Origin of the sequence: Pseudomonas sp. ACN8 (assembly GCF_002303925.1) — a bacterium.
GTDB lineage: Bacteria > Pseudomonadota > Gammaproteobacteria > Pseudomonadales > Pseudomonadaceae > Aquipseudomonas.
In genome coordinates, this window is sequence record NZ_MRCS01000025.1 from 1 (window position 1) to 26748 (window position 26748).

A 26748-nucleotide genomic window follows, 5' to 3' on the forward strand; every position below is an offset into this window, starting at 1 on the left:
CCATCGCGAGCAAGCTCGCTCCTACAAGGGGTTAGGTGATCGTACAACCGCGTTGCGCTATGATGCGCTTTCAGCCGCCGACTTTTTCGAGACAGATGTTCACCATGGAAAACCTGAACGACACACCACGCCTCCCACGCAAGCGCCGCAGCCTCGCTCAGGAACTGGTGACGGTGCTGTCCGAGCAGATCCGTGATGGCCATCTCAAGCGTGGCGACAAGTTGCCCACCGAGTCGGCCATCATGGATGCCCATGGCGTCAGCCGCACGGTGGTGCGCGAGGCGATATCCCGTTTGCAGGCGGCAGGGCAGGTGGAAACCCGCCACGGTATCGGCACTTTCGTGCTCGACACGCCGAGCCCGAGCGGTTTCCGTATCGACCCGGCGACCGTGGTGACCTTGCGCGATGTGCTGGCGATCCTGGAACTGCGCATCAGCCTGGAAGTGGAGTCTGCCGGGCTGGCGGCGCAACGTCGCAGTCCGGAACAGTTGGCCAACATGCGCGCTGCCCTCGATGCGTTGAATGAAAGCGCCGCTCACGCCAGTGACGCCGTGGCTTCGGACTTCGCCTTCCACCTCGAAATCGCGCTGTCCACCGGCAACCGTTATTTCACCGACATCATGACCCACCTGGGCACCAGCATCATTCCGCGCACAAGGCTGAATTCCGCGCGCCTGGCCCATGACGACCAGCAGCACTACATGGGTCGCCTGAGCCGTGAGCACGAAGAAATCTACGACGCGATTGCCCGCCAGGATTCCGATGCGGCGCGTGCCGCCATGCGTTTGCACCTGACCAACAGCCGTGAGCGGTTGCGTCATGCCCATGAAGAGGCTGAGGCGCAGCGGGGGTAAGTTTTATCTTCGAGCGACTCCTTGTCTGACAGACCGCTATCGCGAGCAGGCTCGCTCCCACATTTGAATTCGGCTGTTCACGAGATTTGTGTCCACAGGCGATCCAGTGTAGGAGCGAGCCTGCTCGCGATAGGGCCATCAGCCATTTCACAAATCCTCCCGTCTGTCTGCTCAGATTGGTCAATCTTCCGACAACGTATCTCTAATGAGCCCGTTGGCCGCCACATTCCTGTCCCGCTTTCCCTACGCCAGCGGCCGCTGAAAACCTGAGCTGGCGCGACTCCTTGTCCAACAATTTTCACCCTTCGCGATGAAATGCAGTTGACGGTTGTATTTTAAGTTGTACGATGACTTACAACTTCAGCGCAGGCTGAACGGTTTTCTCACACAACGTCGCTATCCAGGGTGTTCGAATAATGAATCCACAAGAACTGAAGTCCATCCTCTCTGCCGGTCTGCTGTCTTTCCCGGTCACCGATTTCAATGCTCAGGGCGACTTCAATCGCGCGGGTTACATCAAGCGTCTCGAATGGCTGGCCCCATACGGCGCCTCGGCGTTGTTCGCCGCGGGCGGCACCGGTGAGTTCTTCTCTCTGGCGGCCAGCGAATATTCGGAAATCATCAAGACTGCGGTCGACACCTGCGCCACCAGCGTGCCAATCCTGGCCGGTGTGGGCGGTTCGACCCGCCAGGCCATCGAATACGCAAAGGAAGCCGAGCGTCTGGGCGCCAAAGGCCTGTTGCTGCTGCCGCATTACCTGACCGAAGCCAGCCAGGACGGCGTTGCCGCCCACGTTGAGGCCGTGTGCAAATCGGTCAACATCGGCGTGGTGGTCTACAACCGTAACGTCTGCCGCCTGACCGCGCCGCTGCTGGAACGTCTGGCCGAGCGCTGCCCGAACCTGATCGGTTACAAGGATGGCCTGGGTGATATCGAGTTGATGGTGTCGATCCGTCGCCGCCTCGGTGATCGCTTCAGCTACCTGGGTGGCTTGCCGACCGCCGAAGTCTACGCCGCGGCCTACAAGGCGCTGGGCGTGCCGGTCTACTCCTCGGCGGTGTTCAACTTCATCCCGAAAACCGCGATGGACTTCTACCACGCCATCGCTCGTGATGATCACGCTACCGTCGGCAAGATCATCGACGACTTCTTCCTGCCGTACCTGGACATCCGTAACCGCAAGGCCGGTTATGCCGTGAGCATCGTCAAGGCCGGGGCAAAAATTGCCGGCTACGACGCAGGCCCGGTGCGTGCACCGCTGACCGATCTGACCGGCGAAGAGTACGAAATGCTCGCCGCGCTGATCGACAAGCAGGGCGCCCAGTAACACCCGATAAACCAGGGCCGCTGAGCAATCAGCGGCTTTTTGCGTGAGGAGATCTCAAAGTGGCAGATGCAACGCGTTTCGATAACTACATCAACGGCGAATGGGTTGCCGGTGGCGACTATTCGACCAACATCAACCCGTCCGAACTGAGCGACGCCATCGGCGACTACGCCAAGGCTGACCTGGCTCAGGTCCACGCCGCCATCGACGCCGCCCGTGCTGCGTTCCCGGCCTGGTCCACTTCCGGCATTCAGGCGCGTCACGATTCCCTGGACAAAGTCGGTACTGAAATACTCGCCCGTCGCGAAGAACTCGGCACCCTGCTGGCCCGGGAAGAGGGCAAGACCCTGCCTGAAGCCATCGGCGAAGTGACCCGCGCCGGTAATATCTTCAAGTTCTTTGCTGGCGAGTGCCTGCGCCTGTCCGGCGACTACCTGCCGTCGGTGCGTCCGGGCGTCAATGTTGAAGTCACTCGCGAAGCCTTGGGCGTGGTCGGTCTGATCACCCCGTGGAACTTCCCGATCGCCATTCCGGCGTGGAAAATCGCCCCGGCCCTGGCCTACGGCAACTGCGTCGTGCTGAAACCCGCAGACCTGGTTCCAGGTTGCGCCTGGGCACTGGCAGAAATCATCTCCCGCGCAGGCTTCCCTGCCGGTGTGTTCAACCTGGTGATGGGCAGCGGTCGCGTGGTGGGCGATGCACTGGTCCACAGCCCGAAAGTCGACGGCATCAGCTTCACCGGTTCCGTGGGCGTCGGTCGTCAGATCGCTGTCAGCTGCGTATCGCGCCAGGCCAAAGTCCAGCTGGAAATGGGCGGCAAGAACCCGCAGATCATTCTCGACGACGCCGACCTCAAGCAAGCGGTCGAATTGTCGGTGCAGAGCGCGTTCTACTCCACTGGCCAGCGTTGCACTGCTTCCAGCCGCTTCATCGTCACCGCTGGCATCCACGACCAGTTCGTTGAAGCCATGGCCGAACGCATGAAGTCGATCAAGGTCGGCCATGCATTGAAGGCCGGCACCGATATAGGTCCGGTGGTGTCCCAAGCCCAGCTTGAACAGGACATGAAGTACATCGACATCGGCCAGTCCGAAGGTGCGCGTCTGGTCAGCGGCGGTGGTCTGGTGACCTGCGACACCGAGGGCTACTTCCTCGCGCCAACGCTGTTTGCCGACAGCGAAGCTTCGATGCGCATCAGCCAGGAAGAGATCTTCGGCCCGGTGGCCAACATCGTCCGCGTTGCCGATTACGAAGCCGCGCTGGCCATGGCCAACGACACCGAGTTCGGTCTGTCGGCGGGCATCGCTACCACGTCGTTGAAGTACGCCAACCACTTCAAGCGCCACTCCCAGGCCGGGATGGTGATGGTCAACCTGCCGACCGCCGGTGTGGATTACCACGTTCCGTTCGGTGGGCGTAAAGGTTCATCCTATGGATCACGTGAGCAAGGTCGCTATGCGCAAGAGTTCTACACGGTCGTGAAGACCAGCTACATCGGTTCGTAAACGCAACACCCCTGTAGGAGCGAGCCTGCTCGCGATGGTCTCGAGGTCGTGGCGATAAACCTGATGCCCCGCGTCATCGTTGACCACCATCGCGAGCAGGCTCGCTCCTACAACCCGCGCATAAAAATAATTTGTGGGAGTACATCTACATGCAATCGACCCAAAAGCCGACTCACGTCCGCTATTTGATCCTGCTCATGCTGTTTCTGGTGACCACGATCAACTACGCCGACCGGGCTACCATCGCAATCGCCGGCTCCAGCCTGCAAAAAGACCTCGGCATCGACGCCGTTACCCTCGGCTACATCTTCTCCGCTTTCGGTTGGGCCTACGTGGCCGGGCAAATTCCCGGTGGCTGGCTGCTGGACCGTTTCGGCTCGAAAAAAATCTACGCACTGAGCATCTTCACCTGGTCGCTGTTCACCGTGCTGCAGGGTTATGTCGGCGAGTTCGGCATGTCCACCGCCGTGGTCGCGCTGTTCATGCTGCGCTTTTTGGTGGGCCTGGCTGAGGCGCCATCTTTCCCGGGTAACGCACGTATCGTGGCGGCCTGGTTCCCGACCGCTGAACGCGGCACTGCCTCGGCGATCTTCAACTCGGCGCAATACTTTGCCACCGTGTTGTTCGCACCGCTGATGGGCTGGATCGTCTACAGCTTCGGCTGGCAGCACGTGTTCATCGTCATGGGCGTGATCGGCATCGTCTTCTCGGGCATCTGGCTGAAAGTGATCTACAGCCCGCGCCAGCACCCGATGATCAACGACGCCGAGTTCAAGCACATCGCCGACAACGGCGGCATGGTCGACATGGACCAGGACAAGGGCAAAGGCAAGAAGACCGACGGTCCGAAGTGGGACTACATCCGTCAATTGCTGACCAACCGCATGATGCTCGGCGTGTACCTGGGCCAGTACTGCATCAACGGCATCACCTACTTCTTCCTGACCTGGTTCCCGGTGTATCTGGTGCAGGAACGCGGCATGACCATCCTCAAGGCCGGTTTCATCGCGTCCTTGCCGGCGATCTGCGGCTTTATTGGTGGCGTGCTCGGCGGGGTGATTTCCGATTACCTGCTGCGCAAAGGCCACTCCCTGACCTTTGCCCGCAAGGCACCGATCATCGCCGGCCTGCTGGTTTCCAGCAGCATCGTGGCCTGCAACTATGTGGACGTTGAATGGATGGTCGTCGGCTTCATGGCCCTGGCGTTCTTCGGCAAAGGCGTGGGCGCACTGGGCTGGGCGGTGGTGTCCGACACCTCGCCGAAACAGATCGCCGGCCTGAGCGGTGGCCTGTTCAACACCTTCGGTAACCTCGCGTCCATCACCACCCCGATCGTCATCGGCTACATCATCAGTTCCACTGGTTCGTTCAAGTGGGCACTGGTGTTTGTCGGTTGCAACGCCTTGGTCGCAGTGTTCAGTTATCTGGTCATCGTCGGCCCGATCAAGCGTGTGGTGCTCAAAGAGCCACCCGCGAACGGTACTGAAGCCCCTGGTAAATTGTCTCAAGCGCATTCCTGAGGAGCGGCGTCATGCAGTTGATTGAACATTCTGACTCGCCGCGCTACATCCGCCTGCACGAGCGGGATAACGTAGTGATCGTGGTCAATGATCAGGGTGTACCGGCCGGCACCGAGTTTGCGGACGGCCTGGTTACCGTGGACTTCGTGCCACAGAGCCACAAGGTCACCCTGGAGGATATTCCCGAAGGTGGCGAGGTGATTCGTTACGGTCAGGTCATTGGCTATGCCTTGCAGCCGATTCCCCGCGGCAGCTGGGTCAAGGAAGATCAACTGCGCATGCCGACCGCGCCACCGCTGGACAGCCTGCCGCTGTCCACCGATGTACCGGCCGCACAAGCACCGCTGGAAGGCTTCACCTTCGAGGGTTATCGCAATGCCGACGGCACCGTCGGCACGCGTAACATTCTTGGCATCACTACCACCGTGCAGTGCGTGACCGGGGTACTGGATCATGCGGTCAAGCGCATCAAGGATGAGTTGCTGCCCAAGTACCCGCACGTCGATGACGTGGTGGCGCTGACCCACAGCTACGGCTGCGGCGTGGCCATCACCGCCACCGACGCCTACATCCCGATCCGCACCGTGCGCAATCTGGCCCGCAACCCGAACCTGGGTGGCGAAGCCTTGGTGATCAGCCTGGGCTGCGAGAAATTGCAGGCCGGGCAGGTGATGCACGACAACGACAGCTCGGTGGATCTCAGCGAGCCTTGGTTGTACCGCTTGCAGGACTCCAGTCACGGCTTCACCGAAATGATCGAGCAGATCATGGAACTGGCCGAGACGCGCTTGAAGAAGCTCGATCAGCGTCGCCGGGAAACCGTGCCGGCGTCCGAGCTGATTCTGGGCATGCAATGCGGCGGCAGTGATGCGTTCTCCGGCATCACCGCCAACCCTGCGCTCGGTTATGCCTCGGACCTGCTGCTGCGGGCCGGTGCGACGGTGATGTTTTCCGAAGTCACCGAAGTGCGCGATGCCATTTACCTGCTGACCTCCCGCGCGGAAAACCAGGACGTCGCTCAGGAACTGGTGCGGGAAATGGACTGGTACGACCGTTACCTGGCCAAGGGCGAGGCGGATCGCAGTGCCAACACCACGCCGGGCAACAAGAAGGGCGGGTTGTCGAACATTGTCGAGAAATCCCTGGGATCGATCGTCAAGTCCGGCAGCAGCGCGATCAACGGCGTGCTTGGCCCTGGCGAGCGTTTCAAACGCAAAGGCCTGATCTTCTGCGCGACCCCGGCCAGCGACTTTGTCTGCGGGACCTTGCAGTTGGCGGCGGGGATGAATCTGCATGTGTTCACCACTGGTCGTGGCACGCCTTACGGGCTGGCAATGGCACCGGTGGTGAAGGTCTCGACCCGGACCGAACTGGCGCAACGCTGGCCGGACCTGATCGATATCGACGCCGGACGCATTGCCACCGGTCGCGCATCGATCGAGGAGCTGGGCTGGGAGCTGTTCCACTACTACCTGGACGTGGCCAGTGGCAAGAAACAGACCTGGGCCGAGCAGCACAAGCTGCATAACGACATTACCCTGTTCAACCCGGCGCCGATCACCTGAAACCGCGTTATCGTTCATCGCCAGCAGGCTGGCTCCCACAGGGATCTTCGGTGTTCACACAGTTTGTGCAACAAGGAAGATCCCCTGTGGGAGCCAGCCTGCTGGCGATGTCGATCTACCAGACGCCAACGTCCTCGGTGGCTTATCATTAGCTACCTAACGACGCACACCAAGGTTACCCCCGGCATGCTGGCAATTTTCCTCGAAACCCTGAACATCACCGCGCCGGTGTTTGCCATGCTGTTTCTGGGGGTGCTGCTCAAGCGCATCGACTGGATCAACGACAACTTCATCCACACCGCGTCGGCCCTGGTGTTCAACGTCACCATGCCGGCGTTGCTGTTTCTGGGCATCCTGCATGCCGACCTGCACGCGGCACTGCAACCAGCGCTGCTGATCTACTTCTCCCTCGCGACCCTGGCGTGTTTTGCCATCGCATGGGGCTGGGCGATATGGAAGTGCCCGCGGGAAGATCGGGGGATCTACACCCAGGGTGCATTTCGCGGCAACAACGGGGTCATCGGCCTGGCGCTGGCCGCAAGCATGTACGGCGACTACGGGATTTCCCTCGGGGCGATCCTCGCGGCGCTGGTGATCCTGTTCTACAACACGCTGTCGACCATCGTGCTGGCGGTGTACAGCCCGGTGATCAAGTCCGATCCGTGGAGCATCTGCAAAAGCGTGTTCAGCAATCCGCTGATCATCAGCGTGATCGCGGCTGCACCCTTCGCCTATTTCAAGATCGGCCTGCCGGGCTGGCTGGAAACCTCCGGCCAGTACTTGGCGCAAACCACGCTGCCGCTGGCGCTGATCTGCATCGGCGGCACGCTGTCGCTGGCCGCGCTGCGTAAAAGCGGCAACATGGCGCTGAGCTCAAGCCTGGTGAAGATGATCGGCTTGCCGGTGCTGGCGACGCTGGGGGCGTGGTTGTGGGGCTTTCGCGGGGCGGAACTGGGGATTCTGTTCCTGTACTTCGGCAGCCCGACCGCCGCTGCCAGTTTTGTCATGGCCCGGGCGGCGGATGGCAATCACGAACTGGCGGCGGCGATTATCGTGATCACTACGCTGATGGCGGCGATCACCACCAATGTCGGGATCTTCTTTTTGCAGTGGGGTGGGTGGATCTGACCTCTGGAGTTGCGGTGTTCCTGAGGGCCTCATCGCGAGCAAGCTCGCTCCCACAGTGTCCTTCAGTGTCAATGCCATTTATGCAACAAGGCAGATCCCTGTGGGAGCGAGCTTGCTCGCGATGGCGCCGGATCAGGCAGCCTTAATTTCAATGACTCACTCAGGCTTCTGGTAGCTATCAATCACTTCCTGCGCCGCCCGAAACGCATCGATCGCCGCCGGCACACCGGCATACACCGCGCAATGCAGCAGCGCCTCGCGAATCTCATCCACAGTGCAGCCATTGTTCAGCGCACCGCGCACATGACCTTTCAACTCCTGCGGGCACTTGAGTGCAGTCAGAGCGGCAAGGGTGATCAGGCTGCGGGTTTTCAGCGGCAGGCCTTCGCGATTCCACACGCCGCCCCAGGCGTGTTCATTGACGAAATCCTGAAGCGGCCGGGTGAACTCGGTGGCGTTGCCCAGTGCGCGGTCGACGAAGGCGTCGCCCATCACTTGGCGGCGGACTTCAACGCCGGGTTTTTTATTCTCGGTCATGGGACTTCCTTCTTATGGTGTTGGCGATGCCAGGCGCGTAGCGACGTGAACAGCAAGAACGCCACCAGCGTCGGCAGGACGAAAAACAGCATCAAGTGTTCCAGCTTGCCGGCCAGGGGCATGCCGGTGGTGAACGACACCACGTGCAGCCCATACGCCAGGTACAAACCCAAAAACAGCAGGCCTTCGGCGCGGGTTACGCGGTAGCCGGTGTAGAACAGCGGCAGGCACAGTACCGCGACGCCGAGCATCACCGGCAGGTCGAATTCCAGGGCGTTGGGCGATACCGATAGCGGCGACGGTGCCACCAGGGCGGTAAAACCGAGCACACCCAGGAGGTTGAACAGGTTGCTGCCAATCACGTTGCCCACGGCAATGTCGCGCTCGCCGCGCATAGCCGCGATCAACGAAGTGGCCAGTTCCGGCAGTGAGGTGCTGACGGCGACGATGGTCAGGCCGATGATCCGCTCCGACAACCCAAGATCGGTAGCGACCGCAACTGCCGCGCCCAGCAGCAAGTGCCCGGCGTACACCAGCATCGCCAGCCCGGCGACGATCATCAGCAGACTGCTGAGCCAAGGCGCTTGCGCATGATGGTCATGACTGGATACCGGCCGTCCCGAATGCCGTGACTGGCGCAGCAACAAGCCCAGGTAAATCGCCAGTGCTGTCAGCAACATCACGCCGTCGGTACGGGTCAGTTCTTCATTCCAGGCGAGTACGAACACCAGCAGGCTGGCGCCGATCATCAACGGAATATCCAGGCGCACCAGTTGCCGGGAAACCCGCAAAGGAATAATGAGTGCGGACAACCCGAGGGTGACGAGGATGTTGAAAATGCTGCTGCCGATCACACTGCCGACGGCGATGTCGGCATTGTGCGCCAGGGTCGCTTGCAGGCTGACCGCCATCTGCGGCGCGCTGCTGCCGAGGGCGACGATGGTCAGGCCGATGATCAGCGGTCGTACGTGCAATCGCGCGGCGATGCGTACGGCGGCGCGCACCATCAATTCGGCGCCGACAATCAGCAGGAACAATCCGCTGAACAATTCGATCACGCTGATCAGGGGTAAGTCGGCTAGTCCGAAAATGGTCGGGGCTCCATCGGTCAGTCGTCGAGGGCTTGCACGCGAACCCGCGCGGTGCCGCTGCGCAGCATGCCCAGGCGCTCGGCGGCTTCCTTGGACAGGTCGATCAGGCGGCCACGGGTGTGCGGCCCGCGATCATTGATGCGTACCACGCAGGATTTGTCGTTATTCAGATTGGTGACCTTCACCCGTGTACCGAAGGGTAGCTGGCGATGGGCGGCGGTCATGGAATTCATGTTGAAACGCTCGCCGTTGGCGGTGCGTTTGCCTTGGTGTTTGGCGCCGTAGTACGAAGCCACGCCGGTTTTGTCGTAGCCATGCGGATCGACGGTGTCGGTGCTGGCGCAACCGGCCAGGAGGGAGAGCAGGGCGCAGGCGCCGAATAGACGTTTCATTCAAGGTTTTCCCGAAACAATTGTGGGAGCGAGCCTGCTCGCGATAGCGTTCTGACAGTCAACTCATCGTTGAGTGCCGGACCGCTATCGCGAGCAGGCTCGCTCCCACAGGGAATGGAGCCAGATTTTAGAGCTGGCTCCATCCTCATCAGCCTTCGAGCTTGCTTTTGAGCAGTTCGTTGACCTGTTGCGGGTTGGCCTTGCCTTTGGAGGCTTTCATGGCCTGGCCGACGAAGAAGCCGAACATTTTACCGCGCTTGGCTTCGTCTGCCGCGCGGTATTGTTCGACCTGCTCGGCGTTGGCCGCGAGCATTTCGTCCAGTACCGCCGAGATGGCGCCGGTGTCGGTCACTTGCTTGAGACCACGCTTGTCGATGATCTCGTCCGCATTGCCTTCGCCGTTGGCCATCGCTTCAAACACCACCTTGGCGATCTTGCCGGAGATGGTGTTGTCTTTGATGCGCAGCAGCATGCCGCCCAGAAGCTCGGCGGAAACCGGCGACTCTTCGATGTCCAGGCCTTGTTTGTTGAGCAGGCTGCCCAACTCGACCATCACCCAGTTCGCCGCCAGTTTGGCGTCGCCGCCGATGCTCGCGACTTTCTCGAAGTAATCGGCTTGTTCGCGGCTGGTGGCCAGGACGCTGGCGTCGTAGACCGACAGACCGAATTGCTCCTGGAAACGCTCGCGCTTCTGCGGTGGCAATTCCGGCAGGGTGGCGCGCACTTCATCGAGGAACGAGTTCTCGATGACCACCGGCAGCAGGTCCGGATCGGGGAAGTAACGGTAGTCGTTGGCTTCCTCTTTACTGCGCATCGGACGGGTTTCGTCCTTGTTCGGGTCGTACAGGCGGGTCTGCTGGATCACTTTTCCGCCGTCTTCGATCAATTCGATCTGACGCTGGATTTCGCTGTTGATTGCCTTCTCGATGAAGCGGAACGAGTTGACGTTCTTGATCTCGCAGCGGGTGCCGAATTCGACCTGGCCTTTGGGACGGATCGACACGTTGCAGTCGCAACGCAGCGAACCTTCGGCCATGTTGCCGTCGCAGATCCCTAAGTAACGCACCAGCGCGTGGATCGCCTTGACGTAAGCCACGGCTTCCTTGGCGCTGCGCATGTCCGGTTCGGAGACGATTTCCAGCAGTGGCGTGCCGGCACGGTTCAGGTCGATGCCGCTGGCGCCGCTGAACTCTTCGTGCAGGCTCTTGCCGGCGTCTTCTTCCAGGTGCGCGCGGGTGATGCCGACACGTTTGACCGTGCCGTCTTCGAGGGCGATGTCCAGGTGGCCCTTGCCGACGATCGGCAACTCCATCTGGCTGATCTGGTAGCCCTTTGGCAGGTCCGGATAGAAGTAGTTTTTACGGGCGAACACATTGTGCTGGCCGATCTCGGCGTCAATCGCCAGACCGAACATCACCGCCATGCGCACCGCTTCCTGGTTCAGCACTGGCAGCACGCCGGGCATGCCCAGGTCTACGAGGCTGGCCTGGGTGTTCGGCTCGGAACCGAACGTGGTGGAACTACCGGAAAAGATTTTCGACCGGGTGGTGAGCTGGGTGTGAATCTCCAGCCCGATCACGACTTCCCATTGCATGTGTGTCTCCTCAGAAGCCGGTTGGGGTGCGGGTGTGCCAGTCAGTGTTCAACTGGTACTGGTGCGCAACGTTGAGCAAGCGGCCTTCCTGGAAATACGGAGCGAGCAGTTGCACGCCGACCGGCAGACCCTCGACAAAACCGGCCGGCATGGACAAGCCCGGCAGACCCGCGAGGTTGGCGGTGATGGTGTAGACGTCTTCCAGGTACGCAGCGACCGGGTCGCTGTTCTTGGCGCCAAGCTTCCAGGCCGGGTTCGGCGTGGTTGGGCCGAGGATGATGTCGACCTCATTGAAGGCCGCCATGAAGTCGTTCTTGATCAAGCGACGAATCTTCTGCGCCTTCAGGTAATAGGCGTCGTAGTAACCGGCCGACAGCGCATAGGCACCGACCATGATCCGGCGCTGCACTTCCGGTCCGAAACCTTCGCCACGGGAACGCTTGTACAGGTCTTCCAGGTTTTTCGGGTCTTCGCAGCGATAGCCGAAACGCACGCCGTCGAAACGCGACAGGTTGGACGAGGCTTCCGCCGGGGCGATCACGTAGTACGCCGGAATCGCGTGCTGCATGTTCGGCAGGCTGATTTCCTTGACCACGGCGCCGAGCTTTTTCAGCTCTTCAACGCTGGCCATGACCAGGTCGGCGATGCGCGGGTCGAGACCGGCGCTGAAATACTCTTTCGGCACGCCGATGCGCAGGCCTTGCAGCGAACCGCTGAGGCTGGCGCTGTAGTCCGGCACGGGTTCATCGATGCTGGTGGAGTCATTCGGATCGAAGCCGGCCATACCTTGCAACAAAATCGCGCAGTCTTCGGCGGTGCGTGCCAATGGACCGCCCTGATCGAGGCTGGACGCGTAGGCAATCATGCCCCAGCGCGAAACGCGACCGTAGGTCGGTTTCAGGCCGGTGAGGTTGGTCAGGGCCGCAGGCTGACGAATGGAGCCGCCAGTGTCGGTGCCGGTGGCCGCTGGCAGCAGACGAGCGGCAACCGCCGCTGCCGAACCGCCAGACGAACCGCCGGGCACGTAGTCCAGGTTCCAAGGGTTTTTCACCGCGCCGTAGTAGCTCGACTCGTTGGCCGAACCCATGGCGAATTCGTCCATGTTGGTCTTGCCCAGGGTCACGGCCCCGGCAGCGGCCAGCTTGGCGACGACGGTGGCGTCGTACGGCGCTTTAAAGTTGTCGAGCATCTTCGAGCCGCAGCTGGTCCGAATGCCCTGGGTGCAGAACAGGTCCTTGTGGGCGATCGGCGCGCCGAGCAGGGCGCCGCTCTCACCATTGGCCCGGCGGGCGTCAGCGGCTTTCGCCTGCGTCAGCGCCAGGTCTTCGGTGAGGCTGATGAAACTGTTGAGCTGCGGATCGAGCTGGGCGATGCGCGCCAGCAGGACCTTGGTCAGCTCTTCGGAGGAAAACTTTTTATCGGCGAGTCCGCGGGCGATCTCGGCCAGAGTCAATTGATGCATTGCAGGCTCTTTCCCTATTAGTCGATGACTTTCGGAACCAGGTACAGGCCGTTTTCGACCGCTGGTGCGATGGACTGGTAGGCCTCGCGGTGATTGGTCTCGGTCACGACGTCTGCGCGCAGGCGCTGGCTGGCTTCCAGTGGGTGGGCCAGCGGTTCGATACCGTCGGTATTGACCGCCTGCATTTCGTCGACCAGCCCGAGAATGCTGTTGAGGGCCGAAGTGATGTGTGGAAGATCGGCATCATTGAGGCCAAGGCAGGCCAGATGAGCGATTTTTTCCACGTCGGAGCGTTCAAGCGCCATTGGGATTCTCCAGTGGAAAACAAAACGGACGGCGTCCGTGTGTTAGATTGTCGGAACACTACCGCACTTCTACGGTCATAAGGCCGCGATTGTGGGGCTTGGTGCACAGAAAAGCGGCCAATTTAACATATTGGCGCCTTGCCCAAAATCCCTGTCGTTGTTAGAGTTTGCCGCACTTTTTTACCCACGCGTTGCCTAGGGTCCCTTTCCCATGTTCAAGAAACTGCGTGGCATGTTTTCCAGCGATCTTTCCATTGACCTGGGCACTGCCAACACCCTTATTTACGTGCGCGAGCGCGGTATCGTCCTGAATGAGCCATCGGTTGTGGCCATTCGGACACACGGTAACCAGAAAAGTGTCGTTGCTGTCGGCACCGAAGCCAAGCGCATGCTGGGCCGTACGCCGGGCAACATTGCTGCCATTCGTCCGATGAAGGACGGCGTGATCGCCGACTTCAGCGTTTGCGAAAAAATGCTGCAGTACTTCATCAACAAGGTTCACGAAAACAGCTTCCTGCAGCCTAGCCCTCGCGTGTTGATCTGCGTTCCATGCAAATCCACCCAGGTTGAGCGTCGTGCCATCCGTGAATCGGCCCTCGGTGCCGGTGCCCGTGAAGTGTTCCTGATCGAAGAGCCAATGGCCGCTGCGATCGGTGCCGGCCTGCCGGTAGAAGAAGCCCGCGGTTCGATGGTCGTGGATATCGGTGGCGGTACCACTGAAATCGCGCTGATCTCCCTCAATGGTGTGGTTTACGCCGAGTCCGTACGTGTGGGCGGCGACCGTTTCGACGAAGCGATCATCACCTACGTGCGCCGCAACTACGGCAGCCTGATCGGTGAATCCACCGCCGAGCGCATCAAGCAGGAAATCGGTACCGCCTACCCGGGCGGCGAAGTTCGCGAAGTCGACGTTCGCGGTCGCAACCTGGCCGAAGGCGTTCCACGGGCATTCACCCTGAACTCCAACGAAGTGCTGGAAGCTCTGCAAGAGTCCCTGGCAACCATCGTTCAGGCCGTGAAAAGCGCCCTGGAGCAATCGCCGCCGGAACTGGCTTCCGACATCGCCGAGCGTGGCCTGGTACTGACCGGTGGTGGCGCCTTGCTGCGTGACCTGGACAAATTGCTGGCCCAGGAGACCGGTCTGCCGGTGATCGTTGCCGAAGACCCGCTGACCTGCGTTGCTCGCGGCGGTGGCCGTGCATTGGAAATGATGGATAAACACACCATGGACCTGCTTTCCAGCGAATAAGTCGCCGGATTGCCTCTATGCTGTTGAGCGCGCAGGCGGCACTTTGCAGTGCTGCCTGTTCGCGTTTATCTTCTGTCAGTCTGCATCCAGGCCGGATTGCCGCCGTATGAATAAACAGAACATTTGCCTGGGAGGAGCGGCTTATTAAACCGCTTTTCACCAAGGGCCCTTCACTGGGCGTGCGCCTGTTGGTGCTGGTCGTGCTATCGGTCGCACTGATGGTGGTCGATGCCCGTTTCAGTCTGCTCAAGCCTGCACGCAGCCAGATGTCGCTGGTGCTGATGGACGCCTACTGGATCACCGACCTGCCCGGACGACTGTGGGAAGGCGTTGCCAGTCAGTTTGGCAGCCGGACCGAACTCGTCGCCGAAAACGAAAAACTCAAGACCGAGAACCTGCTGTTGCAGGGGCGCATGCAGAAGCTGGCCGCCCTGACCGAGCAGAACGTTCGGCTGCGCGAGTTGCTCAACTCTTCGGCACTGGTCAATGAGAAGGTCGAAGTGGCCGAGTTGATCGGCATGGACCCCAACCCCTTCACCCATCGCATCATCATCAATAAAGGTGAGCGCGACGGCGTGGTCCTCGGTCAGCCGGTACTCGATGCCCGTGGCCTGATGGGCCAGGTGGTCGAGTTGATGCCCTACACCTCCCGCGTCTTGCTGCTGACCGATACCACCCATAGCATTCCGGTGCAGGTGAACCGTAACGGTTTGCGGGCGATCGCCAGCGGCACCGGCAACCCGGAGCGTCTCGAGTTGCGGCATGTGGCCGATACCGCCGACATCAAGGAAGGCGACTTGCTGGTCAGCTCCGGCCTCGGTCAGCGTTTCCCGGCCGGTTATCCGGTGGCGACGGTCAAGGAAGTGATTCACGATTCCGGCCAGCCGTTTGCCATTGTCCGCGCCGTTCCAACTGCCGCCTTGAACCGTAGCCGTTACCTGCTGCTGGTGTTCAGCGACAACCGGACCGCCGAAGAGCGCGTCAACGCTGCCGCCCAGGCCCAGGAAAACCTGGATGCACAGGGCGGTGGGCCGACCATTCCGGCGACGGTTCCGAAACTGGTCAGCCCCGCGGCTCCCGCTGCACCGGCTGCGGCACCGGCGATTCCTGCCACGGCGGCGCCTGCGGCCACCGCACCCGCCAAGCCTGCCACCACGACAGCCAAGCCTGCGGCCTCGCATCCTGCGGCGGCTAAACCGCCGACGGCGCAACCCGCTGCCGCGAAGCCTGCCGCCAAACCGCCAGTCTCCGCGCCGGCCACTCCAGTGGGGAGAGAATAATGGGCGGTGTAAAAGCATCCCGAAACGGCTGGATAGTCTGGCTGACGTTTGCCGTCGGCCTGCTGCTGAGTGTTTCGCCTTTGCCGCAATTCATGGAGATCCTGCGCCCGCTGTGGTTGGCCTTGTTGCTGGCATTCTGGGCGTTGAACCTGCCGCAGACCGTCGGGATGGTGACGGCGTTTTGCCTGGGGCTGGCTGAAGACGTGCTCTACGGCACGCTCCTGGGGCAGAACGCCTTGATCCTGACGCTCATCACCTATCTGGTGCTGGCGCTGCAGCAACGCCTGCGGATGTTCCCGATGTGGCAGCAGAGCCTGGTGATCCTGGTGATCTTCGGCCTCGCCCAGCTTGTACAGCTGTGGCTCAGCGCCTTGACCGGCAATCGTCAGCCGACGCTCGCGCTGGTGCTGCCGGCACTGGTCAGTGCATTGCTCTGGCCCTGGATCAGCTTCGGTTTGCGCGGACTGCGTCGACGCTACAAAATCAATTAATTCGCTCAGGCATTGGACAGGGAGAGGTCTTGATGAAACGGTTGTACCTCGCCTCTGGTTCGCCGCGTCGACGTGAGCTGCTCACGCAGATCGGCGTACCGTTCCGCGCCATCAGTGCGGATATCGATGAAACTCCTTTAGCTCAAGAATCCCCGTCGGCCTACGTCGAGCGCTTGGCGCGCGGCAAGGCCGAAGCCGGGCGCGGCAGCGTCGTGTCCGACGAACCGTTCTGCGTGCTCGGCGCCGATACCGCCGTGGTGCTCGATGGAAAAATTCTCGGCAAACCGGTTGATCAAGCGGATGCGTGCGCCATGCTGATGATGCTGTCAGGGTGTGAGCATGAAGTCCTGACCGCGATTGCCGTGCTCGATGGCGAACGTTGCGAATCCCGGGTTGTCACCAGTCGCGTGCGTTTTCGGGATATCAGTCGTGAAGAAGCCGTGGCTTACTGGGCCAGTGGCGAACCACAGGACAAGGCGGGCGGTTATGGCATTCAAGGACTGGGTGCGGTGTTTGTCGCCGGGCTCGATGGAAGTTATTCAGCGGTGGTCGGACTGCCGCTTTGCGAAACCGCGGAACTGCTCGGCCATTTCGGCATACCCTGTTGGCAACCCCGGAACGCACACCAAGCAACGTTCTGAACAGATGCGGCCATTATCGTGAACATGCCTGAACGAGACCCTGCCATGAGTGAAGAGATTCTGATCAACATCACGCCGATGGAATCGCGCGTGGCGGTGGTCGAAAACGGTGTCCTGCAAGAGGTCCACGTCGAGCGTACGCAAAAGCGCGGGATCGTCGGCAACATCTATAAAGGCAAAGTCGTGCGGGTATTGCCGGGAATGCAGGCGGCATTCGTCGATATCGGCCTGGACCGTGCCGCGTTCATTCATGCGTCGGAAATTTCCCTGCGCGAAGGCCCGGCGGTCGAGAGTATCAGTGCGCTGGTGCACGAGGGCCAGAGCCTGGTGGTGCAAGTGACCAAGGACCCGATCGGTTCCAAAGGCGCGCGCCTGACGACTCAACTGTCGATCCCTTCGCGTTACCTGGTGTACATGCCGCGCACCGCTCACGTCGGCATTTCCTTGAAGATTGAAGACGAAGCCGAGCGCGAACGCCTCAAGCAAGTGGTCACCGACTGCGTGGCCAAGGAAGGGATCAAGGAGGCCGGCGGTTTCATCCTGCGCACGGCAGCCGAAGGTGCCGGCGCCGATGAAATCCTCATGGACATCCGTTACCTGCGCCGTCTCTGGGATCAGATCAACGCCCAGATCAAAACCATCAGTGCGCCCAGCGTGATCTACGAAGACCTCGGTCTGGCGCTGCGCACCCTGCGTGACCTGGTGAGCCCGAAAATCGAGAAGATCCGCATCGACTCTCGGGAAACCTTCCAGAAAACCACGCAATTTGTCGCCGAGCTGATGCCCGAGATTGCCGACCGCCTGGAACATTACCCGGGCGAACGGCCGATTTTCGACCTGTATGGCGTCGAAGACGAAATCCAGAAGGCACTTGAGCGCAAGGTCCCGCTCAAGTCCGGCGGTTATCTGGTGGTCGATCCGGCGGAAGCCATGAGCACCATCGACGTCAACACCGGGGCGTTCGTCGGCCATCGCAATCTCGAAGAGACCATCTTCAAGACCAACCTCGAAGCCGCGACGGCCATCGCCCGTCAATTGCGCCTGCGTAACCTGGGCGGAATCATCATCATCGACTTCATCGACATGGAAGATGAAGAACACCAGCGCCAGGTGTTGCGTACGCTCGAAAAGCAACTGGAGCGCGATCACGCCAAGACCAACATCATCGGTATCACCGAGTTGGGCCTGGTGCAGATGACCCGCAAGCGCACCCGCGAAAGTCTTGAACAAGTGCTGTGCGAGCCGTGCAATGCCTGTCAGGGACGGGGCAAGCTCAAGACCCCGGAAACCGTTTGCTACGAAATCTTCCGTGAAATCCTGCGCGAGGCTCGCGCCTATCAGGCGGAAGGCTATCGTGTATTGGCAAACCAGAAAGTGGTGGACCGCCTGCTTGACGAAGAGTCGGGCAACGTTGCCGAACTGGAAGGGTTTATCGGGCGAACCATCCGCTTTCAGGTCGAAACCATGTATTCCCAGGAACAATACGACGTGGTGCTGCTCTGAAGCGTTTCGTATTGATTGTTCGAGAAGGGCTGGCCTCAGCTTTTTGCAAAACTTTTGCCATGGGAGCCACCTGACATGGATCGTCTGACACGCATTTTGGCCGCACTGACCCGCTGGGGTCTGGGCCTGTGCGCGTTGGTTTTGGTGTTGATGGCGCTCTACGTCAGCCTTGGCCGGGAGCTGACGCCGTTAGTCGCCGAGTACCGTGCCGACATCGAAACCAAAGCCAGCGATGCCTTGGGCATGCCGTTGCAGATCGGCGAGCTCGAAGGCAACTGGAGTGGATTCGCCCCTATATTGATGGCCCGCGACGTGACTGTCGGCGAGGGCGCCAATGCCTTGCGCCTGGATCAGGTGCGCGCAGTGCCGGACCTTTGGGCCAGCCTGCTGGCACGTCAGGTACGCATCGCTCATCTGGAATTCAGTGGCCTGAAGATCAACCTCAAGCAGGCTGAGGACGGTCAATGGGCACTGGAAGGTTTGCCGGTGCAGCAAGACCAGCCGACCGATCCGGAACAACTGCTCAATCGCATGCAGATGATCCAGCAACTGTCGGTGCTCGACAGTCAGGTGACCTTGCAGCCGTTTGGCCAGTCGCCGCTGACCCTGACTTATGTCGGCCTGAATCTGAAAATCGGGGCGTCGCGGCAGCGGCTCGACGCACGGCTGACCCTGCCTGACGGGCAACCGGTGGCCATGAGTCTGCGTACCCGTATTCGAGCCAGCGAATGGAAGGACGCTGAAGCCGAGGTCTATCTGAGCCTGCCGCAAAGCGACTGGTCGAAGTGGTTGCCCGAGCGAGTGACCCAGGAGTGGACTTTTTCCGAGATCAAGGCTGGTGGCGAGCTGTGGGCGACCTGGGGCAAAGGCACCTTGCAAAGCGCTGCGGTGCGCTTGAACGCGCCACAACTCAAGGGTGCCTACGCCGAGCGCAAGCCGATCCAGATCAATAACCTGGCGCTCAACGGATACTTCCAGCGCGGCGCCAAAGGCGCGTCAGTGACTCTGGACTCCCTGGCGATGAACCTCGGCGAGACCCGCTGGGAAACGCATTTGCAGCTCACGCAAAGCGCCGCCACTGATAAAACCGAAGAGCTCTGGCACCTGCAAGCCGACCGGGTTGATCTCACTCCGCTGACCCCACTGCTAAACGCCCTGGCGCCGTTGCCAGAAGGTTTTGCCACGGTTGTCGAGCGGCTCAAGGTCACGGGTGGCCTGCGTAACGTGCTGGTCGACTTCCGCCCCAATGCCATCGACGACAGCAAGTTCGGGTTTGCCGCCAACCTCGACCAGGTAGGCTTCGACGCCTATCACGGCGCGCCGGCGGCGCGTAATGTCAGCGGCAGCATCAGCGGTGACCTGGGGCAAGGTGAGCTGCGCATGGACAGCAAGGATTTCATGCTGCACCTGGACCCGATTTTCGCCAAGCCATGGCAGTATATTCAGGCCAATGCGCGGCTGACCTGGAAACTCGACAAAGAAGGTTTCACTCTGATCGCGCCGTATCTGAAAGTGCTGGGCGAGGAAGGCAAGATCGCCGGCGACTTCCTGATTCGCCTGCACTTTGATAGCACTCAGGAAGACTACATGGACCTGCGGGTCGGCATGGTGGACGGTGACGGTCGCTACACCGCCAAGTACCTGCCGGCAGTCCTCAGCCCGGCGCTGGATGAATGGCTGCGCACGGCGATTCTCAAGGGCGCGGTGGATCAAGGCTTCTTCCAGTATCAAGGGTCGCTCAGCCATGGTGCCGCGGACGTCGATCGCAGCATCAGTCTGTTCTTCAAGGTCCACGATGCCGAACTGGCCTTCCAGCCGGGCTGGCCCCATGTCAGCAAGGTCAGCGGTGATGTGTTTGTCGAGGACAGCGGCGTGCGGATTCTGGCCAGCAAGGGCCAGTTGCTCGACACCCAGGTCAACGATATCTACGTCAACATTCCCCATGTGCCGGCCGGGCAGAACGTTCATTTGTTCCTCGATGGCGGATTTGCCGGCGGTTTGGGCGATGGCCTGAAAATCCTCCAGGAAGCACCGATCGGCACCGGGGCAACCTTTGCCGGCTGGGAAGGCGAGGGGGACCTGCAAGGCAAGTTGAAGCTGGATATTCCCCTGGCAAAAGGCGAGGAACCGAAGATCCTCGTCGACTTCAAGACCGCCAAGGCACGCTTGAAACTGGCCGAACCTGTGCTGGAACTGACCCAATTAAAAGGTGATTTCCGTTTCGACAGCGACAAAGGCCTGAGCGGGCACAACATCAGCGCCCGGGCGTTCGACAAACCGGTCACCGCACAGATTTTCGCCGATGGCAGCCCGGGCAGGCTCAATACCCGGGTGGCTGCGTCAGGGCAGGTCGAGGTCAAGAAACTGACCGACTGGCTGAAGGTGACCCAGCCTCTGCCGGTGAGCGGCGTGATCCCGTATCAACTGCAACTGACCCTGGACGGCGCCGACAGCCAGTTGATGGTCAATTCCAGCCTCAGGGGCGTGGCTGTCGATTTGCCAGCACCGTTCGGCATGACTTCCGAGGCCGGGCGCGACACGACGTTCCGCATGACTTTGCAGGGCGACGAGCGGCGTTATTGGGCCAACTACGGGGACCTGGCGAGTTTCACGTTCGCGGCCCCGGCCAGCAATTTCGCCGATGGTCGCGGGGACTTGTTTCTCGGTGGCGGCGAGGCTGTGTTGCCGGGCACCAAAGGCCTGCGGATACGGGGCGTGCTGTCGGAGCTGGACGTTGGCCCGTGGAAGGACCTGGTGGACAGATACGCCGGACAGGACCCAGGCGGCAGCGCCAGGCAACTGCTCAGCGGCGCGGATTTCCAGGTCGGCAAGCTCAGCGGTATCGGTACCACCCTCGATCAGGCCTCGATCCAGCTGGCGCGCAAGCCTTCCGCCTGGGCGCTGCAACTGGACAGCCAGCAGATCAAGGGCAGTGCCAATCTTCCCGATTTGAAGGCCACGCCAATCACGATCAATCTGCAAACCGTGCGCCTGCCCGCACCGGACCCGACCGTGCTGGCCGATGAAAACTCGCCGGATCCGCTGGTGTCGGTGGACCCGACGAAAATCCCCGCGATGGATATCACCATCAATCAGCTATTCCAGGGCCAGGATCTGGTGGGGGGCTGGTCGCTGAAGATTCGGCCAACGCCCAAGGGCATCGTGTTCAACTCCCTGGACCTGGGCCTCAAGGGCATGCTGTTGGTCGGTAGTGGTGGCTGGGAAGGCATGCCCGGCGCCAGCAACAGCTGGTACAAGGGACGCATCAGCGGCAAGAACCTGGCCGATGTGCTCAAGGGCTGGGGGTTTGCGCCGAGCGTCACCAGCCAGGACTTCTATATGGACGTTGATGGCAACTGGCCCGGCTCGCCGGCCTGGGTGGCGACCAAGCGTTTCTCCGGCACGCTCGATGCGACGCTCAATCAGGGCCAGTTCGTCGAAGTTGAGGGCAGTGCCCAGGCGCTGCGGGTATTTGGCTTGCTCAACTTCAACTCCATCGGCCGGCGCCTGCGCCTGGACTTCTCCGACCTGTTCGGCAAAGGCCTGAGTTATGACCGGGTCAAGGGACTGCTGGTCGGGACCAATGGTGTGTATGTCACCCGTAAGCCGATCCAGCTGACGGGGCCGTCGAGCACCATTGAACTCGACGGCACCCTGAACATGGTGGCCGATCAGATCGATGCGAAACTGATGGTGACCTTGCCGGTGACCAACAACTTGCCGATTGCCGCACTGATCGTCGGCGCACCCGCGGTCGGCGGGGCGCTGTTCCTGATCGACAAGCTGATCGGTGACCGGGTCGCCCGTTTCGCCAGTGTGAAGTACAGCGTCAAAGGGCCGTGGAAAGAACCGAAGATTACCTTCGACAAGGCTTTTTGAGATCCTTTTGAAAAGGCGCTCGGCAAGCCTATGGAGTAGCATGGCCGCATACGACTCCAGGAGTGCGCCATGTCTGTAGCGGTGATTCAAATGGTCAGCCAGAGCGATGTGCCGGCCAATCTGGTCCGGGCCCGTCGGCTGCTCGAGCAAGCGGCCGCCGGTGGCGCGAAACTGGCGGTATTGCCGGAAAACTTCGCCGCCATGGGCCGGCGCGACATTGCCGACATCGGGCGCGCCGAAGCACTGGGCGAAGGCCCTATCCTGCCGTGGTTGAAACAGACCGCACGCGACCTCAAGTTATGGATAGTGGCCGGCACGTTGCCGTTGCCGCCGGTGGATCAGCCGACGGCGAAAGTGCATGCCTGTTCATTGCTGGTCGATGACCAGGGCGAAACGGTGGCGCGCTACGACAAGCTGCACCTGTTCGACGTCGACGTGGCGGACAATCGTGGCCGTTATCGTGAATCCGATGACTATGCTTATGGCAACGGGGTGGTCGTGGCGGACACGCCTGTCGGCCGGGTTGGCCTGACGGTTTGCTATGACCTGCGCTTTCCGGAGCTGTACAGCGAATTGCGTGCCGCCGGCGCGGAGCTGATTACCGCCCCTTCGGCCTTCACGGCGGTGACCGGCGCGGCGCATTGGGATGTGCTGATTCGTGCGCGAGCCATAGAGACGCAATGTTACGTGCTCGCGGCTGCCCAGGGTGGGACGCATCCGGGGCCGCGGGAAACCTTTGGCCATGCGGCCATCGTCGACCCGTGGGGGCGTGTGCTGGCACAACAGGATCAAGGCGAGGCCGTGCTGCTGGCCGAACGCGACAGCAGCGAACAGGCGTCCATCCGGGCGCGGATGCCGGTGTCCAGTCACCGGCGCTTTTTCTCGCAGGGCGCCCAGCGACCTGCATCAGAACGACGAATTTAAGGCGTAAAGCATATGAGCGAGTTGTTGTCCTCAGTCAGTGAACACCTGCTGGCGCCCGGTGGCGTCACGATCGAGAGCCTGCAAGGCGTACTCGGCGACCTGGCCGGGCCGGGCATCGATGCGGCCGACCTGTATTTCCAGGGGCAGATCTCCGAGTCCTGGGCGCTGGAAGACGGCATCGTCAAGGAAGGCAGTTTCAACCTTGACCAAGGTGTGGGCGTGCGCGCGCAATCGGGTGAAAAGACCGGCTTTGCCTACAGCAATGCCATCACCCTGGAAGCCCTGGGCGCGGCGGCGCGGGCCGCCCGTTCCATCTCCCGCGCTGGCCAGAATGGCACCGTACAGGCATTCACCAGTCAGGATGTCGCGCAGCTGTATGCGCCGGACAATCCCCTGGAAGTGCTGACCCGTGCCGAGAAAGTCGATTTGCTCAAGCGCATCGATGCCGCGACCCGCGCCCTCGACCCACGCATCCAGCAAGTCACCGTGAGCATGGCCGGTGTCTGGGAGCGGATTCTGGTGGCTTCCACCGACGGCGGCCTGGCGGCGGATGTGCGGCCGCTGGTGCGTTTCAACGTCAGCGTGATCGTCGAGCAGAACGGTCGCCGCGAGCGCGGCGGCCATGGTGGTGGCGGTCGCACCGATTACCGTTATTTCCTTGGCGAAGACCGCGCCATGGGCTATGCCCGTGAAGCGTTGCGCCAGGCGCTGGTCAACCTCGAAGCCATTCCGGCACCGGCCGGTACTTTGCCGGTGGTGCTCGGTTCCGGCTGGTCGGGCGTGTTGTTGCACGAAGCGGTCGGTCATGGTCTGGAAGGCGATTTCAACCGCAAGGGCAGTTCGGCTTATAGCGGGCGCATGGGCGAGATGGTTGCGTCGAAGCTGTGCACCATTGTCGATGACGGCACCCTGGCCGGTCGTCGTGGCTCATTGAGCGTCGATGACGAAGGCACGCCGACCGAGTGCACCACGCTGATCGAAAACGGCGTACTCAAGGGCTACATGCAGGACAAGCTCAACGCCCGCCTGATGGGCGTGGCGCGCACCGGTAACGGTCGTCGCGAATCCTACGCGCACCTGCCGATGCCGCGCATGACCAACACCTACATGCTCGCCGGCGAAAGCGACCCGGCGGAAATCATCGCCTCGGTGAAGCGCGGCATCTACTGCGCCAACCTCGGCGGCGGTCAGGTGGACATTACCAGTGGCAAGTTCGTGTTCTCCACCAGCGAGGCGTACTTGATCGAGGACGGCAAGATCACCGCTCCGGTCAAGGGCGCGACCCTGATCGGCAACGGGCCGGAAGCCATGAGCAGGGTGTCGATGGTCGGTAATGACCTGTCGCTGGACAGCGGCGTGGGCACGTGTGGCAAGGATGGGCAGTCGGTGCCGGTGGGTGTCGGCCAGCCAACGCTGAAGATTGATGCGATCACCGTGGGTGGCACGGGTTCGTAAGCAGTGAGGCTGCGGGTGAGCTGCGAGGCAGCTCACCCGATTCGAGAATTAACGCAGACCGCGTTGAGTCTCGTCCAGCTCACGGATGTACTTGAAGATTTTACGGCTGGAAGCAGGAGGCTTGTTTTGCGCAACCTCATGCTGGGCCTGACGGATCAGGGAACGCAATTGCTGGCGGTCCGCGTCCGGGTAGTCGACGACGAATTTTTCCAGAACGGCATCATCGCCGGCGATCAGACGATCGCGCCAGCGTTCCAGGTTATGGAAGCGTTCGTTGTATTGACGGGTGGAGGCATCGAGTTGATCGAGCAGAACCAGAATGGCGGCAGTGTCCTGATCGCGCATCAGTTTGCCGATGAACTGAAGGTGCCGTTTACGCGCGATGTTCGCGGTGTGCTTGGGCGCATCGGCCAGAGCCCGACGCATTCCGTCGGTCAAGGGCAGTTTTGCCAGCAAGTCAGGCTTGAGTGTTGTAAGGCGCTCGCCAAGGTCAACCAGAGCATGCAGCTCGCGTTTGACCTGGGATTTGCTTTTTTCTCCCGTATCGAGGGAGTCGTCGTAAGAATCAACCATGGTGGCCGTCCGCAAAGAAACGCCGCCATGATAACCAGTCGGGGGCCGCTTGTCCGGCCCGGTCGCTCGATGACCGTCACCGAAAGCAGAATTTGAGTGGAGAACAGCATGAGTGCAGTTGAAAGCGTCGGCCCACAAGCGTTGCCGGCACTGCAGGAACAAGTCGAGCAGATCATCGCTGAAGCCAAGCGCCAGGGCGCCAGTGCCTGTGAAGTGGCAGTGTCCCTGGAGCAGGGCTTGTCGACCACGGTGCGTCAGCGTGAAGTCGAAACCGTTGAATTCAACCGTGATCAGGGCTTCGGCATCACCTTGTACGTCGGCCAGCGCAAAGGCTCCGCCAGCACTTCGGCCAGCGGTCCTGATGCGATCCGCGAGACAGTCGCCGCAGCACTGGCCATCGCCAAGCACACCTCTGAAGACGAAGCCTCGGGCCTGGCGGATGCCGCACTGATGGCGCGGGAAATCCAGGATTTCGACCTGTTCCACCAATGGGACATCACTCCGGAACAAGCCATCGAACAGGCCCTGGCTTGCGAAGCCGCGGCGTTTGCTGCCGACAGCCGGATCAAGAACGCCGACGGCACCACCCTCAGTACCCATCAGGGCTGCCGCGTTTATGGCAATAGCCACGGGTTTATCGGCGGTTACGCCTCGACTCGTCACAGCCTGAGCTGCGTGATGATCGCCGAGGCCGATGGTCAGATGCAGCGCGATTACTGGTACGACGTGAACCGCCAGGGCAATCTGCTCGCCGACCCGGTGAGCATCGGCCAGCGCGCCGCGCAACGGGCGGCGAGCCGTCTGGGCGCGCGTCCGGTGCCGACTTGCGAGGTGCCGGTGCTGTTTTCCGCAGAGTTGGCCGGGGGGCTGTTCGGCAGTTTCCTGTCGGCGATTTCCGGCGGCAGCCTGTATCGCAAGTCTTCGTTCCTTGAGGGGACCCTCGGGCAGAAGCTGTTTCCTGAGTGGCTGACCATCGACGAGCGTCCGCATCTGATGCGTGCCATGGGCAGCGCCGCGTTCGACGGTGATGGTCTGGCAACCTACGCCAAACCGTTCGTCGAAAAGGGCGAGTTGGTGTCGTACATCCTCGGCACCTATTCCGGCCGCAAGCTCGGCATGCCGAGCACGGCAAACGCCGGCGGCGTGCACAACCTGTTCGTCACCCATGGCGACGAAGATCAGGCCGCCTTGCTGCGGCGCATGGGGCGTGGCTTGCTGGTGACTGAATTGATGGGGCAGGGCCTCAATATGGTGACCGGCGATTACTCCCGTGGTGCGGCGGGTTACTGGGTCGAGAATGGCGAAATCCAGTTCGCGGTGCAGGAAGTGACCATCGCCGGGAACATGCGCGACATGTTCAAACAGATCGTTGCCGTGGGTAACGATCTTGAGTTGCGCAGCAACATTCGCACCGGTTCGGTGCTGATCGAGCGGATGACGGTGGCGGGCAGCTAAGCCTCGGCCGCTTCACC

The 26748-nt window shown here is 61.2% G+C and carries 22 protein-coding genes; 15 read left to right on the forward strand and 7 right to left on the reverse strand.

The features are described 5' to 3' along the window. Positions 1–104 precede the first annotated feature (104 nt). From BSF44_RS15470 to BSF44_RS15495, 6 genes are all read left to right on the forward strand, one after another. Positions 105–854, forward strand: a complete 750-nt coding sequence (locus BSF44_RS15470) for a FadR/GntR family transcriptional regulator (RefSeq protein ID WP_178081855.1) — start codon at positions 105–107, stop codon at positions 852–854. A 416-nt stretch (positions 855–1270) separates the two neighbouring features. Next, complete coding sequence (kdgD, locus tag BSF44_RS15475) at positions 1271–2182, forward strand: 5-dehydro-4-deoxyglucarate dehydratase (RefSeq protein ID WP_095944243.1); 912 nt, start codon at positions 1271–1273, stop codon at positions 2180–2182. A gap of 59 nt (positions 2183–2241) precedes the next feature. Beyond that, the gene (locus BSF44_RS15480) at positions 2242–3687 is read left to right on the forward strand and encodes an aldehyde dehydrogenase family protein (protein ID WP_095944244.1); all 1446 of its coding nucleotides are present in this window, start codon (positions 2242–2244) and stop codon (positions 3685–3687) included. 149 nt (positions 3688–3836) lie between these two features. Continuing rightward, a complete protein-coding gene (locus tag BSF44_RS15485; RefSeq protein ID WP_095944245.1) occupies positions 3837–5207 on the forward strand; it encodes an MFS transporter in 1371 nt (456 codons plus the stop codon). An 11-nt stretch (positions 5208–5218) separates the two neighbouring features. Beyond that, a complete protein-coding gene (gene garD / locus BSF44_RS15490; RefSeq protein WP_095944246.1) occupies positions 5219–6772 on the forward strand; it encodes a galactarate dehydratase in 1554 nt (517 codons plus the stop codon). A 186-nt stretch (positions 6773–6958) separates the two neighbouring features. Then, the gene (locus BSF44_RS15495; RefSeq protein WP_095944247.1) at positions 6959–7900 is read left to right on the forward strand and encodes an AEC family transporter; all 942 of its coding nucleotides are present in this window, start codon (positions 6959–6961) and stop codon (positions 7898–7900) included. A gap of 156 nt (positions 7901–8056) precedes the next feature. On the opposite strand, the gene BSF44_RS15500 is transcribed toward BSF44_RS15495, so the two are convergent. The 6 genes from BSF44_RS15500 to gatC form a co-directional block, all read right to left on the reverse strand. Continuing rightward, entirely contained in the window at positions 8057–8437 is a 381-nt protein-coding gene (locus tag BSF44_RS15500; RefSeq protein WP_095944248.1) for a carboxymuconolactone decarboxylase family protein, read from the reverse strand. Beyond that, positions 8434–9495 (reverse strand): calcium/sodium antiporter, encoded by a 1062-nt coding sequence (locus BSF44_RS15505; protein WP_095944249.1) that lies wholly within the window; start codon positions 9493–9495, stop codon positions 8434–8436. The genes BSF44_RS15500 and BSF44_RS15505 overlap by 4 nt, the downstream gene beginning before the upstream one ends. A gap of 50 nt (positions 9496–9545) precedes the next feature. Next, a complete protein-coding gene (locus tag BSF44_RS15510) occupies positions 9546–9920 on the reverse strand; it encodes a septal ring lytic transglycosylase RlpA family protein (protein ID WP_095944250.1) in 375 nt (124 codons plus the stop codon). A gap of 148 nt (positions 9921–10068) precedes the next feature. Then, complete coding sequence (gene gatB, locus BSF44_RS15515; protein ID WP_095944251.1) at positions 10069–11514, reverse strand: Asp-tRNA(Asn)/Glu-tRNA(Gln) amidotransferase subunit GatB; 1446 nt, start codon at positions 11512–11514, stop codon at positions 10069–10071. A gap of 10 nt (positions 11515–11524) precedes the next feature. Then, positions 11525–12976, reverse strand: coding sequence for an Asp-tRNA(Asn)/Glu-tRNA(Gln) amidotransferase subunit GatA (gene gatA / locus BSF44_RS15520; RefSeq protein ID WP_095944252.1), 1452 nt, complete (start codon positions 12974–12976; stop codon positions 11525–11527). Positions 12977–12993: 17 nt separating this feature from the next. Then, positions 12994–13281, reverse strand: a complete 288-nt coding sequence (gatC, locus tag BSF44_RS15525; protein ID WP_007901429.1) for an Asp-tRNA(Asn)/Glu-tRNA(Gln) amidotransferase subunit GatC — start codon at positions 13279–13281, stop codon at positions 12994–12996. 211 nt (positions 13282–13492) lie between these two features. Here gatC and mreB point away from each other — a divergent pair, with 211 nt between their 5' ends. The 8 genes from mreB to tldD all read left to right on the forward strand — a co-directional run bounded on the left by mreB (position 13493) and on the right by tldD (position 24703). After that, positions 13493–14530, forward strand: coding sequence for a rod shape-determining protein MreB (gene mreB / locus BSF44_RS15530; RefSeq protein WP_002555108.1), 1038 nt, complete (start codon positions 13493–13495; stop codon positions 14528–14530). Between the two features lie 143 nt (positions 14531–14673). Then, a complete protein-coding gene (gene mreC, locus BSF44_RS15535) occupies positions 14674–15810 on the forward strand; it encodes a rod shape-determining protein MreC (RefSeq protein ID WP_095944253.1) in 1137 nt (378 codons plus the stop codon). Beyond that, a complete protein-coding gene (gene mreD, locus BSF44_RS15540) occupies positions 15810–16301 on the forward strand; it encodes a rod shape-determining protein MreD (protein ID WP_007970244.1) in 492 nt (163 codons plus the stop codon). The genes mreC and mreD overlap by 1 nt, the downstream gene beginning before the upstream one ends. A 32-nt stretch (positions 16302–16333) precedes the next feature. Next, a complete protein-coding gene (locus BSF44_RS15545; protein ID WP_095944254.1) occupies positions 16334–16942 on the forward strand; it encodes a nucleoside triphosphate pyrophosphatase in 609 nt (202 codons plus the stop codon). Between the two features lie 45 nt (positions 16943–16987). Further along, positions 16988–18445 carry a ribonuclease G gene (gene rng, locus BSF44_RS15550; protein WP_008018726.1) on the forward strand — a complete coding sequence of 486 codons (1458 nt, stop codon included), beginning with the start codon at positions 16988–16990 and terminating at the stop codon, positions 18443–18445. Positions 18446–18520: 75 nt separating this feature from the next. Then, on the forward strand, positions 18521–22324 hold the full coding sequence (locus BSF44_RS15555) for a YhdP family protein (protein WP_095944255.1): 3804 nt from the start codon (positions 18521–18523) through the stop codon (positions 22322–22324). A gap of 69 nt (positions 22325–22393) precedes the next feature. After that, entirely contained in the window at positions 22394–23248 is an 855-nt protein-coding gene (locus tag BSF44_RS15560) for a carbon-nitrogen hydrolase family protein (protein WP_095944256.1), read from the forward strand. A gap of 12 nt (positions 23249–23260) precedes the next feature. Continuing rightward, positions 23261–24703 (forward strand): metalloprotease TldD, encoded by a 1443-nt coding sequence (gene tldD, locus BSF44_RS15565; protein WP_095944257.1) that lies wholly within the window; start codon positions 23261–23263, stop codon positions 24701–24703. Positions 24704–24751: 48 nt separating this feature from the next. Here tldD and yjgA read toward each other — a convergent pair whose 3' ends face one another. Next, positions 24752–25276, reverse strand: coding sequence for a ribosome biogenesis factor YjgA (gene yjgA / locus BSF44_RS15570; RefSeq protein WP_056728351.1), 525 nt, complete (start codon positions 25274–25276; stop codon positions 24752–24754). 108 nt (positions 25277–25384) lie between these two features. Between yjgA and pmbA the strand changes: the two genes are divergently transcribed. Then, on the forward strand, positions 25385–26731 hold the full coding sequence (gene pmbA, locus BSF44_RS15575; RefSeq protein WP_095944258.1) for a metalloprotease PmbA: 1347 nt from the start codon (positions 25385–25387) through the stop codon (positions 26729–26731). Positions 26732–26748: the final 17 nt, after the last annotated feature.

Excerpts from the sequence above, each read along its gene's own strand:
- BSF44_RS15470 (WP_178081855.1), top strand. The coding sequence starts at position 105 with ATGGAAAACCTGAACGACACACCACGCCTCCCACGCAAGCGCCGCAGC.
- kdgD (WP_095944243.1), top strand. The coding sequence starts at position 1,271 with ATGAATCCACAAGAACTGAAGTCCATCCTCTCTGCCGGTCTGCTGTCT.
- BSF44_RS15485 (WP_095944245.1), top strand. The coding sequence starts at position 3,837 with ATGCAATCGACCCAAAAGCCGACTCACGTCCGCTATTTGATCCTGCTC.
- garD (WP_095944246.1), top strand. The coding sequence starts at position 5,219 with ATGCAGTTGATTGAACATTCTGACTCGCCGCGCTACATCCGCCTGCAC.
- BSF44_RS15495 (WP_095944247.1), top strand. The coding sequence starts at position 6,959 with ATGCTGGCAATTTTCCTCGAAACCCTGAACATCACCGCGCCGGTGTTT.
- BSF44_RS15500 (WP_095944248.1), bottom strand. The coding sequence starts at position 8,437 with ATGACCGAGAATAAAAAACCCGGCGTTGAAGTCCGCCGCCAAGTGATG.
- BSF44_RS15510 (WP_095944250.1), bottom strand. The coding sequence starts at position 9,920 with ATGAAACGTCTATTCGGCGCCTGCGCCCTGCTCTCCCTCCTGGCCGGT.
- gatB (WP_095944251.1), bottom strand. The coding sequence starts at position 11,514 with ATGCAATGGGAAGTCGTGATCGGGCTGGAGATTCACACCCAGCTCACC.
- gatA (WP_095944252.1), bottom strand. The coding sequence starts at position 12,976 with ATGCATCAATTGACTCTGGCCGAGATCGCCCGCGGACTCGCCGATAAA.
- gatC (WP_007901429.1), bottom strand. The coding sequence starts at position 13,281 with ATGGCGCTTGAACGCTCCGACGTGGAAAAAATCGCTCATCTGGCCTGC.
- mreB (WP_002555108.1), top strand. The coding sequence starts at position 13,493 with ATGTTCAAGAAACTGCGTGGCATGTTTTCCAGCGATCTTTCCATTGAC.
- mreD (WP_007970244.1), top strand. The coding sequence starts at position 15,810 with ATGGGCGGTGTAAAAGCATCCCGAAACGGCTGGATAGTCTGGCTGACG.
- BSF44_RS15545 (WP_095944254.1), top strand. The coding sequence starts at position 16,334 with ATGAAACGGTTGTACCTCGCCTCTGGTTCGCCGCGTCGACGTGAGCTG.
- rng (WP_008018726.1), top strand. The coding sequence starts at position 16,988 with ATGAGTGAAGAGATTCTGATCAACATCACGCCGATGGAATCGCGCGTG.
- BSF44_RS15555 (WP_095944255.1), top strand. The coding sequence starts at position 18,521 with ATGGATCGTCTGACACGCATTTTGGCCGCACTGACCCGCTGGGGTCTG.
- BSF44_RS15560 (WP_095944256.1), top strand. The coding sequence starts at position 22,394 with ATGTCTGTAGCGGTGATTCAAATGGTCAGCCAGAGCGATGTGCCGGCC.
- tldD (WP_095944257.1), top strand. The coding sequence starts at position 23,261 with ATGAGCGAGTTGTTGTCCTCAGTCAGTGAACACCTGCTGGCGCCCGGT.
- yjgA (WP_056728351.1), bottom strand. The coding sequence starts at position 25,276 with ATGGTTGATTCTTACGACGACTCCCTCGATACGGGAGAAAAAAGCAAA.
- pmbA (WP_095944258.1), top strand. The coding sequence starts at position 25,385 with ATGAGTGCAGTTGAAAGCGTCGGCCCACAAGCGTTGCCGGCACTGCAG.